The organism is Sinomonas sp. ASV486 (assembly GCF_030908215.1).
Lineage (GTDB): Bacteria > Actinomycetota > Actinomycetes > Actinomycetales > Micrococcaceae > Sinomonas > Sinomonas puerhi.
In genome coordinates this window covers 370,412-384,239 of record NZ_JAVFJK010000002.1, presented here as the reverse complement: position 1 = coordinate 384,239, position 13,828 = coordinate 370,412, and the positions used below count along the sequence as shown (strand labels likewise).

13 protein-coding genes are annotated in these 13,828 nt (G+C 69.0%); 6 read left to right on the top strand and 7 right to left on the bottom strand.

Annotated features, from left to right (window positions below; all coding sequences use genetic code 11):
* Window positions 1-11: 11 nt before the first annotated feature.
* Both RBS60_RS04545 and RBS60_RS04540 read left to right on the top strand, forming a co-directional pair.
* Window positions 12-947 (top strand): TauD/TfdA family dioxygenase, encoded by a 936-nt coding sequence (locus RBS60_RS04545; RefSeq protein WP_307956336.1) that lies wholly within the window; start codon window positions 12-14, stop codon window positions 945-947.
* Window positions 948-949: 2 nt separating this feature from the next.
* Entirely contained in the window at window positions 950-2,293 is a 1,344-nt protein-coding gene (locus tag RBS60_RS04540; protein WP_307956335.1) for an LLM class flavin-dependent oxidoreductase, read from the top strand.
* Between the two features lie 85 nt (window positions 2,294-2,378).
* Here the strand turns inward: RBS60_RS04540 and RBS60_RS04535 are convergent, their stop codons facing one another.
* Window positions 2,379-3,839 carry an ornithine decarboxylase gene (locus tag RBS60_RS04535; RefSeq protein WP_307956334.1) on the bottom strand — a complete coding sequence of 487 codons (1,461 nt, stop codon included), beginning with the start codon at window positions 3,837-3,839 and terminating at the stop codon, window positions 2,379-2,381.
* Window positions 3,840-4,013: 174 nt separating this feature from the next.
* Here RBS60_RS04535 and RBS60_RS04530 point away from each other — a divergent pair, with 174 nt between their 5' ends.
* Window positions 4,014-4,295: a hypothetical protein gene (locus tag RBS60_RS04530; protein ID WP_307956333.1), complete on the top strand. Its 282-nt coding sequence runs from the start codon at window positions 4,014-4,016 to the stop codon at window positions 4,293-4,295.
* 723 nt (window positions 4,296-5,018) lie between these two features.
* Window positions 5,019-5,717, top strand: a complete 699-nt coding sequence (locus RBS60_RS04525) for a hypothetical protein (RefSeq protein ID WP_307956332.1) — start codon at window positions 5,019-5,021, stop codon at window positions 5,715-5,717.
* 105 nt (window positions 5,718-5,822) lie between these two features.
* Here RBS60_RS04525 and RBS60_RS04520 read toward each other — a convergent pair whose 3' ends face one another.
* The 6 genes from RBS60_RS04520 to RBS60_RS04495 all read right to left on the bottom strand — a co-directional run bounded on the left by RBS60_RS04520 (window position 5,823) and on the right by RBS60_RS04495 (window position 10,617).
* The gene (locus RBS60_RS04520; RefSeq protein ID WP_307956331.1) at window positions 5,823-6,302 is read right to left on the bottom strand and encodes a nuclear transport factor 2 family protein; all 480 of its coding nucleotides are present in this window, start codon (window positions 6,300-6,302) and stop codon (window positions 5,823-5,825) included.
* A 67-nt stretch (window positions 6,303-6,369) separates the two neighbouring features.
* Complete coding sequence (arsA, locus tag RBS60_RS04515; protein ID WP_307956330.1) at window positions 6,370-8,136, bottom strand: arsenical pump-driving ATPase; 1,767 nt, start codon at window positions 8,134-8,136, stop codon at window positions 6,370-6,372.
* Window positions 8,137-8,314: 178 nt separating this feature from the next.
* A complete protein-coding gene (locus RBS60_RS04510) occupies window positions 8,315-8,665 on the bottom strand; it encodes a metalloregulator ArsR/SmtB family transcription factor (protein WP_307956398.1) in 351 nt (116 codons plus the stop codon).
* Between the two features lie 147 nt (window positions 8,666-8,812).
* Entirely contained in the window at window positions 8,813-9,484 is a 672-nt protein-coding gene (locus tag RBS60_RS04505) for a three-helix bundle dimerization domain-containing protein (RefSeq protein WP_307956329.1), read from the bottom strand.
* A gap of 15 nt (window positions 9,485-9,499) precedes the next feature.
* Window positions 9,500-9,922: an arsenate reductase ArsC gene (locus RBS60_RS04500; RefSeq protein ID WP_307956328.1), complete on the bottom strand. Its 423-nt coding sequence runs from the start codon at window positions 9,920-9,922 to the stop codon at window positions 9,500-9,502.
* Window positions 9,919-10,617, bottom strand: a complete 699-nt coding sequence (locus tag RBS60_RS04495) for an aquaporin (protein ID WP_307956327.1) — start codon at window positions 10,615-10,617, stop codon at window positions 9,919-9,921. Before RBS60_RS04495 ends, RBS60_RS04500 begins: the two co-directional genes overlap by 4 nt.
* A 218-nt stretch (window positions 10,618-10,835) precedes the next feature.
* Between RBS60_RS04495 and RBS60_RS04490 the strand changes: the two genes are divergently transcribed.
* Both RBS60_RS04490 and RBS60_RS04485 read left to right on the top strand, forming a co-directional pair.
* The gene (locus RBS60_RS04490) at window positions 10,836-11,507 is read left to right on the top strand and encodes an ArsR family transcriptional regulator (protein WP_307956326.1); all 672 of its coding nucleotides are present in this window, start codon (window positions 10,836-10,838) and stop codon (window positions 11,505-11,507) included.
* Window positions 11,508-11,746: 239 nt separating this feature from the next.
* Entirely contained in the window at window positions 11,747-13,813 is a 2,067-nt protein-coding gene (locus RBS60_RS04485; protein WP_307956325.1) for an MDR family MFS transporter, read from the top strand.
* Window positions 13,814-13,828: the final 15 nt, after the last annotated feature.

Below are 13,828 nucleotides of genomic sequence, written 5' to 3'. Positions count from 1 at the left end.
AAGGACCTGCCATGACCAGCACAGCCATCTCCACCCGCCTCGCCTTCACCAAGCTCGGCGCGCGCATCGGCGCCGAGATCCGCGGTCTCGACCTCAGCCACAACCTCTCGGACGAGACCGTCCGCGAGATCCGGGGGGCCCTCAACGAGCACAAGGCACTCGTGTTCCGCGAAGCCAACATCCGCACCGACGAGGACCAGGTCCGCTTCGCATCGCGCTTCGGCCCGCTCACCAAGGCCCACCCGACCGTGGCGTCCGTGGACGGAGCCGAGAACGTGCTCCCCGTGGACAGCGAGGACGGGTCGGCGAACACCTGGCACACGGACGTCACGTTCGTGATCAACCCGCCGCAGGCCACCACGCTGCGCAGCATCACTGTGCCGTCCTACGGCGGCGAGACGCTCATCGCCTCGTCGGCGGCCGCCTACGAGGACTTGCCGGCGGAGCTGCGGAACTTCGCCGACACGCTCTGGGCCATCCACACGAACGACTACGACTACGCCGTGCCGAAGAACCTCGAGCACGCCACCGCCGAGGAGCGCCGCAAGGTCTTCACGCGCGTCAAGTACCAGACGGCCCATCCGGTGGTCCGCGTCCATCCCCTCACCCGGGAACGGGGCCTCTTCATCGGCGGCTTCGCCCAGCGTCTGCGGATCGTCGGTCTCTCCAATACCGAGTCGCGCGACATCCTGCGCCTGCTGCAGGCCTACATCACCCGGCCGGAGAACGTGGTCCGCGTGAACTGGGAACCGAACCAGCTCGTCCTCTTCGACAACCGCATCACCCAGCACTACGCGCCCTCGAACTACGATGGCCAGCCGCGCAAGCTCAACCGGGTAACGATCGCCGGGGACATCCCGGCCGGGATCGACGGGAAGACCAGCCAGTCGATCGAGGGCGACTCCTCGCACTACTCGGAGGTCGTCTCCACCGGGGCGGTGGCCTGAGCATGGGTGAGCAGCTGCACCTGAACGCGTTCCTCATGAGCACGGGTCACCACGAGGCGTCGTGGCGGCTCCCCGAGAGTTACCCGTTCGCGGGCACAAGCCTCGCGCACTTCTCCCGTCTGGCCCAGACCGCGGAGCGGGGGAAGTTCGACTCGGTGTTCTTCGCCGATTCGCCCGTGCTGTGGGGTTCGGTGGAGCGGCGGCCGCCCGGTGCCGTGGAGCCTACCGTGCTGCTCGCGGCCCTCGCGGCCGTGACAGAGCGGATCGGACTCATCGCGACCGCCTCGACGAGCTACAACTCCCCGTACAACCTCGCCCGCCGTTTCGCCTCGATCGACCACCTCTCGGGCGGCCGGGCCGGCTGGAACGTCGTGACCACCGCAGGGGCCGACGCCGCGCGGAACTTCGGGCTCGATGACCAGCCGCTCCACCGCGGCCGGTACGAGCGCGCGGCCGAGTTCCTCGAGGTGGCCTCCAAGCTGTGGGACTCGTGGGAGGACGACGCGATCGTCGCCGACAAGGAGGCGGGGATCTGGGCCGATGCCCGGCGAGTGCGCGCCGTCGAGCATTCCGGTCGGCACTTCTCGGTGTGGGGTGCGCTCGACATCCCCCGCTCCCCGCAGGGGCGCCCAGTCATCGTGCAGGCCGGCTCCTCCGAGGACGGCAAGGACCTTGCCGCCAACCACGCCGAGGCCGTGTTCACTGCCCAGCAGACCCTCGAGGAAGCCCAGGCGTTCTACAGCGATCTCAAGGCGCGCACGGCCGCCGCTGGGCGCGACCCCGACGGAATCAAGATTCTTCCGGGCATCGTGCCCATCCTCGGCGCAACCGCGGAGGAGGCGCTCCGGCGTGAGCGGGAGCTGGATGAGCTCATCCGCCCCGAATTCGCGAGGGACGAGCTCGCCAGGACCCTGCGCCTCGCCCCGGAGGACCTCCCCCTGGACAGGGAGCTTCCAGCGGACCTCCCCGACGAGGACGAGATCGAGGGTGCGAAGAGCCGCTACACGCTCGTCGTGGACCTGGCACGCCGTGAGCGGCTCACCGTGCGCCAGCTCATCGGTCGCCTCGGCGGCGGCCGAGGGCACCGGACCGTTGCCGGCACACCGGAACAGGTCGCGGACACTCTTGAGGCCTGGTTCCGGGACGGGGCCGCCGATGGCTTCAACGTCATGGCGGCGGCCCTGCCCGCGGGGCTTGACGAGTTCGTGGACCATGTCGTGCCGCTGCTACAAGCGCGCGGCCTCTTCCGTGAGGAGTACGCGGGAACAACGCTGCGCGAGCACTACGGGCTACGGCTGCCCGCGCCCCTAATAAACGCCGCAGGCGGCCTTTCGCGCGTCTCCTGACCCCTCACCTCCACCGAGCGCTGGCCACTCGGGCAGGTTCCCGGCGGGCACTGCTCCTTGCAGCTGCTCCCCGTGTGGTTGCGGGCTATTTCTGGAGGACGCGGATCGTTGTGAGGGCCGGGTCGGCGGGGTCGGGGAGAACCATGCCGGCCCGGAGCCCTGACTCGAGGTAGTCGATGACCGCCGCGTTGATCACCTCTCCGGGGACAATCGCGGGGATGCCGGGCGGGTAGGGGGTGATCTGCTCGGCGGCCACCCGTCCGACGGCTTCGGCCGTGGGGACGTCTTCGGTGGGGCCGAAGAAGGCGTCCCTTGGAAGAACGGCGGTTTCCAGTTCCAGTTCGTGTGGAGCGGGCAGCGCGACTGGTGGCGGCGGCGTCATGGTCGGCGCGGCGTCGGCCAGAGCTCTGAGGGCGTCCGTCAGCCTGGTGGCCGTGGCTTCGTCGTCGGCCATCGAGAGCGTGGCCATGATGCGTCGATGGTCGCTGAGGCCCATGTCGATCCTGTGGGTATCCCGCAGCCAGTCCGCGGCCTGGTATCCGCTGATTCCGAGCCCGGAGAGGTCTATCAGGACCTGCATACGGTCCAGGTCGTAGGAAGATTCCACAGCCAGCAGCTCGTCCTCGAGCACATGGAATCCGGGCAATGCCTCGATATCCGTGCGCAGCCGGCGGGACAGCGCCAGGGCATTTCCCAGCAGCTCCGCCCCGTGCTGGACCATCTGGCGCCGCCAGCCGTCGATCGCCGAGTACAGGATCGAATTGGGGCTGGTGGTCATCAGCAGGTCCGCGCAGGCGGACAGGTGGGCCGGGTCGACCAGGTCTCCCTGGAGGTGGTAGACCGAGCCCTGCTCGAAGCCGGCGCCCATCTTGTGGACGCTGACAACGCAGATGTCCGCGCCGGCGTCCATCGCCCACGTCGGCAGGTCATCGTGGAAGGGCAGATGCGCGCCCCAGGCCTCGTCGACGATCAGCGGCTTGCCCCGGTCGTGGCAGACGGCGGCGATTGCGGCGATGTCTGCGCAGGTCCCGTACGGGGTCGGACTGACGATCAGGCAGCCAGCCGCGTCCGGGTAGCGGTTCCACATCTGCTCGACGTCGGCCGGGGAGGGCGGGTGCGCGAGGTGCAGTTCCGGATCCCAGCGGGGCTGGATCCAGCGTGGCTGGATGCCGGAGAAGACCAGCCCGGCGACGATCGACTTGTGCGCGTCCCGGCTGACCAGGAGGTCGCCCTTTCCTGCAGCGACGGCAAGGACCGCCGCCTTGACCGAGAGGGAGCTGCCGCACGTGGAGAAGAAGGCCTGTTCCGCCCCCACGGCCTCCGCCATAAGCTGTTCGGCCTTCTTCAGGTAGCCCCCCGACGAGGAGCGACTGTCCAGTCCTGCCGAAGCCAGGACATCCGATCGGAACCTCTGCTCGCCCAGCACGGCACGGACCCGTGGGTCGGCCCCGTGGCCTTGACGGTGGCCCGGTGGGGTGAAGCCGTAGCGGTCCAAGCGGTGGTACTCGGCCAATGCATCTACGAGGGGTGCCTCGTTCTGGTCCATCGTCCCGTTCTACCAGCAGGCCCACCCCGCGCGGGAGCCCCCGGGCCCCGAAGACGTTCCGTGCCTGCGACATCGAGCGTCCTAGGGTGTGCACTGACCGGCTTAGGGCCGGCGTGCTCTCGATGCCGGGACTGGGGGCTGACCGGACACCGCACCGTCGTCTACCTTGGTGGCATGGCCATAGAGCAGGGTAAAGAGCAGAGCGGGGAACAGCCGCCCGCAACCGGACAGAGTGCGCCGGCGGAGGACGTGCAGGGCAGTACAAGGGGGCTGATCATTGAGCTCGCCCAGACCGAGAACGCCATCAGGAACACGGCCGCTGCCGGGGATCCCACCGAGACACTGGCCGAGCGCGAGGACGACCTCCTTGCCGAGCTGAACCAGCATGGTGTCGGATTCCGTGCCGTGGCCGGACAGGACGCTGCCGCAGCCGGCCAAGAAGGGAACAGCGTCTAGAGAACCTGATAGAGGACGCGACCGGGGCACCAGGGCCCGTGCCACCACCCGCGCAAGCGCCAGCCCTCCTTCGAGCTGTCCCCCATGGATGGCATCGATGGCAGCAGGAAACCCAGCCTGTCCGACCTTCACGGCCTCACTTGGGGGGCTCGATCCGGGAACTCCCCGCCCACGTCGCCCGGGCCTCAGCTACTGCTGCCGCGGAGTCGGCTCATCCGCTCCAGGTGTCCCCGGCAGCCAGACGTGCCGCCTCTGCGCGGGCGCGGTCCTCGTCGAGACCGGATTCCATCAGATCTGCCAGGATCCGGCCGTGCCAAGAGAAGTGCGGAGGCTCCCATGTGTCCGGCAGCGAGGCGTGTCGGGTGCGCGCCGGGGGCGGCGGCGATTCGGCGCTTGAGCGCGAGAGCAATGCCGTGCGGCTGCTGCGGGGTGTTCGGGGGTTCATGGCTGCCGCCTTGGGATCGGAGGCCCTCATGGCGTCCTACCTCCATGATGGACCTACGCCCGCGCCGGGGACCCTTGAAGGGCGTGACAGTCTCCTGACACGGCACGTTGACCGTCTCGTGACACCCCGCGGCGCAGTACCGACCCGCTCCCCCAAGAGGTACGAGCCTCTTGCACATGCAACTGTGCTGCGCCAGCATTGGCTCCAGCGACGGCAACCCCGTGAATCCGGGTGCCGCGTAGGATGCAGCAGGGAGGGTGCGCGGCACAGTGAGCGGGATGCGTTTGAATGCCGGGCATCTGGAGGTTCGATCCCGGCCGGTGGGCTTCGTCGGACTCGTCGGCGCCCTGTTCTTTGGGTTCTACTTCGGCGTTCCCGCGCTCTTCCCCCGCATGGAGGCGCTTGTGTACTCGGCCCGGCCGGTCACCAGCGAGGTCCTGGCGGTTGGGGCCCAGTACGAGCAGTTGGTCGAATTCGGCACCTGGCTGCAGGCCACCGGTGCCACGCTGTGCGTCGTCTTCTTCATCGGGCTGCTGTTCATCTCCGCATCGAACGGCACCCTCGCCGCCTACACGGTCCTGCTCGGCTCGGCGGTGTTGGTCGCCTTGGTGCTGATGGAAGGCGTGTTCACCCTCACATGGGTCAGTGCCTCCACGGCCGGCGTCCCGGAGAGTGCCCGGGCCGGCTACGACCTGATGTCACGATTCATCCAGGTCTTTCCGCTGGTGCCGGCGCCGGCGGTCTACCTGCCGCTGGGCGTGATCCTGCTGCGAAGCCGCGTTCTCCCGACATGGCTGGGCTGGGTGGCGCTGGCTCTCGGCGCTGCGTTCCTCCTCGTCGGCCTGCTCGAGGTATTCATCCCGTTCGCTCAGGCTTTCGCCGCCGGACTCGCTGGCCTGCAGGACCTGTGGATCCTGACAACGGCGATCATCCTGATCGCACGGCCGGCCCCGAAGCGCAGCAACCCGCCCGCCTGACCGGACGCCCCGAGCTATATTGCTGCTTCGGGTCGCGGCTGATCCGGGCCAGTGGGCCGGTGCGCCCGGCGATAGCCGGTGGTGTGCCAGAGGACGGGCGGGGGGTCATGGCCCCTTGTCGGCTCCCAGTTCTTCGTCGCCGTGTCTGTGGACGACCTTCCAATTACCGTCCTCGCGGCGGTAGACCTGCGTTACCCGCAGGACGTATTGACGAGGCTCGCCGTTGACGATCGTCGACGTGATCTCGCGTTGGACGGTGTATGCCAGGTCACCGCTCGCATCCGCCGCGATGAGCTCGACTTCGCTGGACGTGGCTTGGGAGAAGGCCTGCGCCAGCTCTCGGAAGACCTCGCGCGCGCCTGCCGGGTCCTCGGCGTTGCGCCACGCGCCGAAGAGCGTCACCGGTGCCCGCTCAGACCACGTCTCGAACCTCGGCCCAGCATCACCGTTGTGGAGCGCAACCTCGGCATCCCGCCAGGCGGTGTCGAACCAGCGCAGGAATTCGTCGCGATCGCCCATGGTGGCATTCAACCCGCGGCAGGGATGACGCGCAAGGCCTGCCACGGCGAACACGTTCAGGTTCATCGCACTGTCCTCACGCACGGCTGAGGCGGAACTGGGCCGCCGCATCAAGGCCGAGCCCCCAGCGGAATCAGGCGTGCTGGGCGATGGGCTCGGTGAGGGCTCCCAGCCGCCCGATACCCACCGGCTCCTGGGCCAGGAGGGGTACGATCGCCAGCCTGTCCGCAAGGTCCTGCACGCGTTCGATCTGGTCCCTTTCGCTGGCCGCGCGGGCGCGGAGGAAGGCCGACTCGGGACGCGCGGCGGCGATCGAGTTGTTGACCACCCAGGCCCACGGGTGGATTCCGGCCCGTTGAAGGTCCTGCTGGAGCGCGGTCGCCTCGAGCACGGGGGTGGTCTCGGCGAGGGTGACGAGGATGACCTTCGTCTGGGTAGGGTCCTGCAGCCGCATGAGCGGGGTAACGTACCCGACGCTGCCTTCGCCCATCTGCCGGGTGACCTCGCGGTGGTAGGAGCCGGCGGCATCCAGGAGCAGCAGCGTATGCCCCGTGGGGGCGGTGTCCATGACGACGAACTTCCGCCGGGCGTCGTGCACGGCGCGCGAGAACTGCTGGAACACCGCGACCTCTGCGGTGCACGGGGACTTGAGGTCCTCGGCCAGGGCCGCCCGCCCGGCGTCGTCGAGGCTGCGGCCCTTGGTCTCCATGACGCGGCTCTGGTACTGCTCGAGGGCAGCCGCAGGATCGATCCGGGCGACGGCGAGCCGGTCGGCGCTCCCGCTGAGGGTCATGTCGAGATGTGCGGCGGGGTCCGTCGTCGTGAGCAGGACCTCATGCCCGCGCCCGGCGAGGGCGATCGCGACCGCGGCGGCGACCGTCGTCTTCCCGACGCCGCCCTTGCCCATGCACATGACGAGTCCATGGCCGTCGGCCTCGATCTCGTCCACGAGCGCGGTCAGGGGCGCGTCCGGGAGCGGGACGTACCCGCCCTCGCCGGCCGTCGTGTCCACCGGCGGTGCGGGGGTGAAGAACGTACGCAGCGCCTCGGGGCCCATGATGTTCCCGGCCTTCAGCTCTACGACGTCCCGCGGCAGGCGGGCAATCGCGGCGGGGATGGCCGACAGGGCTGTGGCCTCGCGTTCCCGCAGCGCCGCGGCGATCGGCTCGTCGCCGGCGGCCGCTGGCATGACGCCGTTGACCACGAGGTAGGCGTCTGCCATGCCGATCCCGGCGAGTTCGGCCAGAGTCCGTTCCGTCTCGGCCAGAGCCGAGGCATGGGGGCGTGCCACCAGCACCAGCCGGGTCCGCTCCGGGTCGGTGAGTGCACTGACGGCGCTGGCGTAGGTTTCGCGATGCTTGTCCAGGCCGGACATCGGACCGAGGCACGAGGCCTGGCCACCGGCGGCGAGGAAGTCCGTCCAAGAGCCGGGCAGCTGCAGCAGACGGATGGTGTGGCCAGTGGGGGCGGTGTCGAAGATGACGTGGTCGTAGCCCCCGTAGGCCGCGTCGTCGGTGAGGAGGCCCGTGAACTCGTCGAACGCGGCAACCTCTGTGGTGCAGGATCCGGAGAGGCCCTCGACGATGCCCGCGATCTCGGCCTCGGGCAGGAGCCCGCGGACGGGGGCTACGATGCGCTCCCGGTAGGCGTCGGCCGCCTGCTCCGGGTCGATCTCCAGTGCCGACAGGCCGTGGACGGTGGGGATCGGCGTCATGGTATTGCCGATGGAGAGCCCGAAGACCTGGCCGATGTTGGAAGCCGGGTCGGTGCTGACGAGCAGCACGCGCTTGCCGGCTTCGGCCAGCTCGACGGCGGCCGCGCAGGCGACGGAGGTCTTGCCGACGCCTCCCTTGCCGGTGAAGAAGAGGAACCGGGGCGGGTCGTGGAGGAATCGCATCATCGCCGTCCTTCTCAGCAGCAGTCCTGGTCCTCGCAGCATCCGTTCTGGCAGGAGTTGTTGCAGCAGCACGTATCCATGGTGCACCTCCTCTCGGGGCTAGCGGGCGGTGGCGTGCGGGTGGGCCGCGGGCGTCAGGGGGGACCGGTCCCGACCAGCGGAGCCACTCGCGCCGGGACACTCATCTCGGGGATCCGCCGATCAGTGCGGCCAGGTCCTCCAGCGCGCCGGTACGCGCCCGGTAGTACACCCAGACGCCACGCTTGTCCCGTTCGAGCAGGCCTGCGTCGTGGAGGATCTTCAGGTGCCTGCTGATCGTGGGCTGGGACAGCTCGAACGCCTCATTGAGGTCGCACACGCACGCCTCCCCGCCCTCGTGCGAGGCCACCAAGGACATCAGGCGCAGCCGCACCGGATCCCCCAGCGCCTTCAGCAGCGGAGCGATCCGCTCGGCCTCGGGGGAGCCCATCGGCTCCCGGGACAGAGGCGGGCAGCACGCCACCGCCTGGAGGGGCGTCAGCTCCAGAGACATAGACATATGTCGATATTCACATTCACTGATGAATATGGCAACCCGGTCGGCTTCGTCCGCGGCCTGGTCCCGGCTCAGGTCAGCGCGGCCTCCGGGCCGTGGACCAGGGCAGTCCGGGTGCAGGGGAACCGATCGGCGAGGGCTTGGTCACGGGCGGGTCCCTTCGGCGGCGGTGGCGTGGTGGTCGGCGGCTGTGCGGATCTCGGCGAGGAGGGCATCGACGCTGGCGGTGATCTGGGCAGCGATTTCCTCGAGCTGGTCCGGGTGCGTGGCCGGGTCCTCGACGGCCCAGTCGAGGTAGTGCTTGCCGGGGTAAATGGGGCAGGAATCGCCGCAGCCCATGGTGATGACGTAGTCCGCGGCGCGGACGACGTCGTCGGTGAGCGGCTTGGGGAAGTCCTCGGCCAGGTCCCAGCCGCGGGCGACGACGAGGGCCGCGACGGCCGGGTTGACCTCTGATGCCGGCATTGATCCCGCGGTGCGGACGTGCACTGAGGTCCCTGCTGTGTGGCGGAGGTAGGCGGCGGCGAGCTGGGAGCGGCCGCTGTTCTGCACGCACACGAACAGGACCTCGGGCACGTCCTTGGGCGCGGCGCCGGTGGACTGGGCCAGGGCAGTGAGGCGGTCCTTGGCGAAGTGCTCGGTCAGCGCGGTGAGGTAGCTGTGGATCCGGGCGGTGCGGGCCAGTGCCGTGTAGGACTCGAACACGTACCGCTCAACCGTCTCGGGGGAGAAGGTCCCGGCGAAGCGGGCGGAGAGATCGGCGCTGATGCGCTCGAGCACCCGCTGGTCAGTGTGCATGCTGGGCTGGGGTGCCATGGCTGCTCCCTTGTCTCAGGCATCCGCGGGCAGGAGTTCGGCGATGAGGGCCTCGACGCGGGACTTGATGTCGTCACGGATGGGGCGGACGGAGTCGACTCCCTTGCCTGCGGGGTCCTCGAGCTCCCAGTCCTCGTACCGCTTGCCCGGGAAGATGGGGCAGGTGTCTCCGCAGCCCATGGTGATGACGACGTCGGAGTCCTTGACTGCCTCGGTGGTGAGGATTTTGGGGGTCTCGGCACGGATGTCGATGCCCTCCTCGAGCATCGCCTCCACGGCGGCGGGGTTGACCCTATCGGCGGGCTCCGACCCGGCCGAGCGGACCTCGACCTGACCGCCGGAGAGGTGGTTGAGGTAAGCGGCGGCCATCTGGGACCGGCCGGCGTTGTGGACGCAGACGAAAAGGACAGACGGCTTGTTCTGGGCGGATTCACTCATGAGATGACTTCCTTCTCGGCCGCGGACGCGGCGCTGACAACGGTGGGGTAGAGGAACCGGACGAGCAGCAGCCCCAGGGCGCCGCCGAGCAGCTGGGCCACGATGAAGCCCGGTGCGGAGGCAGGTGCGATGCCGGCGAACGTGTCCGTGATGGTCCTGGCGATCGTGACGGCGGGGTTGGCGAAGCTGGTCGAGCTCGTGAACCAGTACGCCGCGGCGATGTACCCGCCCACGGCGAACGCCACCCGGTCGGCGCGGCCGGACCGGACGGTGCCGAAGACGACCAGGAGCAGGCCAACGGTCGCGACGACCTCGCCGAGCCACAGCCCGGGACCCGTGCGCTCATGGGCGGAGAGGGTGACGGCGTCGAGGCCGAACATGAGGTTTGCCACGACCGTGCCCAGGAGCCCCCCGGCGAACTGCGCGGCGATCAGCGCCGCCGCCGAGCGGGTATCGATGACCCCTAGCAGGCGCTCGACGATGGTCACGACCGGGTTGAAGGACGCCGAGACCGGCTGCAGCGCGACGATCAGCGCCACCAGGGCGGCCCCGGTGGCGATGCTGTTCTCCAGCAGCGCCAAGCCCGTGTCGTTGGGCGAGAGCCGCGAGGCCATGACCCCGGAGCCGACCACCGCCATCACCAGGAACGCTGTCCCAACCAGCTCCGCCCCCACCCGGCGGGCCAGCGCGCTCACGCGGCGGCCCCGCCGTCGTGCGTGCTGACGAACTGCGCCAGCCTCGGCCGCGCCGGGCCGCAGACGGCATCCACCAGCGGGGAGGTCAGGATCAGGCCCATCACATGCATGTCTTCATATCTCTCTGTCTTGCCGAACGTTGGCGCGACGGCTCCCACGGAGTCCGGTGCTCGCGACCAGCTTGCGCCACGGACGTCATTCCAGTCAATATTGACTCAATGAACACTGAGCTAATCTCCTTGACGCGCCGGGCTGCCGTGCACGCGGCCCTCGGTGAGCCCGCGCGGCTGCGGATCGTGGACCTGCTGGCGCTCGGGGACCGTTCCCCGGCCGAGCTGCAGGCCGAGCTCGGCATGGCCTCCAACCTCGTCTCGCACCACCTGCGCACGCTCGAGGCAGCGGGCCTGGTCAGCCGCCACCGCTCGGAGGCGGACCGCCGGCGCACCTACGTCAGGCTCGTGCGGACCGGGACGGCAGGGCTCCTCGCGGCCGCAACGGTCCACGCGCCCCGCGTCCTCTTCGTCTGCTACGCCAACTCCGCCCGCAGTCAGCTTGCCCAGGCGCTCTGGAAGCAAGCCAGTCCCGTCCCCTCCGCCTCTGCAGGCACCCACCCGGCGGACGGCATCGCGCTGGGCGCCCAGGACGTCGCGGCGCGGCACGGGCTCGACCTCACTGGGTCGCACCCCGAAATGCTTGCTGGCACCGTCCGGCAGGGCGACCTGATGATCGCAGTCTGCGACCGGGCGCACGAAGAGCTTCCCGCCTCCGACCGGCTCCACTGGTCCATCCCGGACCCCGTCGCCGTGGGGACACCGGCGGCGTTCGAGGCGGCGTTCAGCCAGATCGCCGAACGCGTCCAGGACCTCTCGGCACGCGTTTCAGCCTCATAACAGGTCCTCAGCAGGGGGCCCGCGGCTGCGAGTGAAGCGGATCGACGGAGGGCAGCAGAAGTCACACGACCGCCCGTTCCCGAAATCTTGCAGAGTGTGTAAACTTGCAGAGCCTGCAAAGTTGCTTCGGCGAACTAAGTGCACCCTGAACCCCCTCTGAGAGATTCGGACCCCTCATGTCTCAAGCAGCGTCCGGCCGGTCCGCGCGTAACGCGGCCCCCGCGCCGTCGGGCGAGGTGATGACCCAGCGTCAGATCATGCTGGTCATCTACGCCCTCATGGCAGGCATGTTCCTGTCCTCCCTCGACCAGACCGTGGTCGGCACCGCGATCCGCACGATCGGCGACGACCTCCACGGCCTCGACGAGCAGGCGTGGGTCACCACGGCCTACCTCATCACCTCGACCATCACCACGCCGATCTACGGCAAGCTGTCCGATATCTTCGGGCGCCGTCCGCTGTACATCTTCGGCCTCGCCGTCTTCATCCTCGGCTCGTTCCTTTCCTCGTTCTCGACGTCGATGATCATGCTCGCCGGGTTCCGTGCCTTCCAGGGCATCGGCGCAGGCGCGCTCATGTCCCTCCCTCTCGCGATCATGGGCGACATCCTCGCCCCGCGCGAGCGCGCCAAGTACCAGGGCTTCTTCCTCGCCGTGTTCGGCGTCTCCTCGGTGGTGGGACCGCTCATCGGCGGCGTCTTCGCGGACGCGAGCCAGATCATGTTCATCACCGGCTGGCGCTGGGTGTTCCTCATCAACGTGCCGATCGGCATCCTCGCGCTCCTCATGGTGCTCGCGTTCCTGCACCTGCCTAGGTTCCACAAGCAGACTGCGCCGCGCATCGACTGGTGGGGCGCCACAGCCGTCATCGTGACCCTCGTCCCGCTCCTCCTCGTGGCCGAGCAGGGCCGCCAGTGGGGCTGGGATTCGGCGACCTCCATCACGTGCTTCGTGATCGGCGGCGTGGGACTCGTGGCGTTCATCCTCATCGAGCGGGCCATGGGGCCCAACGCCATCATTCCGCTGCGACTGTTCCACTCCCACACGTTCTCGATGGCCACAGTCATCGGATTCTTCGTGGGCTTCGCGATGTTCGGCGCGATGCTGACGCTCCCGCTCTACCTCCAGCTCGTCACGGGCCTGAGCCCCACGGAGTCAGGCTTCGCGACGCTGCCGATGATCGGCGGTCTCATGGTCGCCTCGATTGCCTCGGGGCAGATCGTCTCGCGCACCGGCAAGTACCGCATCTTCCCGGTGCTGGGCACGCTGTTCATGGCGGTCGGCTACTTCGTCCTGACCTCGATGACCGTCGACAGGCCCCTGTGGTTCCTCATGGGTGCCATGTTCCTGCTCGGGCTCGGCCTCGGCCAGCTCATGCAGTCCCTCGTGCTCGCATCCCAGAACTCTGTCGAGCCCAAGGACATGGGCGTTGCCACGAGCTCCGCGACCTTCTTCCGCCAGATCGGCGGCACCATGGGCACCGCCGTCCTGCTCTCCGTGCTGTTCTCGACGATGCCGACCAACATCAGCACCGCGATGCAGAACAAGGACGACCTCACGACGGCGCTCGACGCCGCCCTCACGCCGTCGATCGCGTCAAACCCGTCGAACCAGGGCGTCATGAACCAGATCTGGAACCCGATCGTCACCCCGGTCAAGGAGCAGGTGCAGTCGGGGCTCGACCAGGGCACCGCGGCCGCCAAGCAGGCCGCGGACCAGGCCGTGACCCAGCAGGTGACCGCCGCCGTACAGAAGCAGGTCGCCGCAGGTGCGGTCCCGGCGTCGGCCGCCCAGGGGATCATCGATGCCCAGGTCGCGGCAGCGAAGCCCGCAGCCGAACAGACGGCCCTCCAGACCGCGGCGCAGAAGGCGGGAGCGGGCGTGGTCAACGGTCGCCTCGAGGTCGACTACGCCGACGACGCCCAGCGCAAGGCAATCGTGGACAAGCTCGTGCCGACCATGCTCGACAAGCTCAAGGAAGGGCAGGCCAGCTCCAGTGGGTCGTCCACCACGTCCGATACGTCCTTCCTGAAGGGCGCCGACCAGCGGCTCTCGCGGCCGTTCCTCGTCGGGTTCAACAGCTCGGCCGTGGCCATCTACTGGGTGGGCCTGGGAGTCACGATCCTCGCATTCATCCTCTCGTGGTTCTTCCGCGTGCCGCCGCTGCGGCAGCGCTCGGCGCTCCAGGAGCAGGCCGACGCGCAGGGAACGGCCGATGACCTGGGGTCCGACGCCGCGCTTGCAGCCGCCGAGGCCGGGGCGATGACCGGCCCGGACACCGGCATGATCAGAGTCCACCGGGGGTGAGTGCCATGGAGGGCG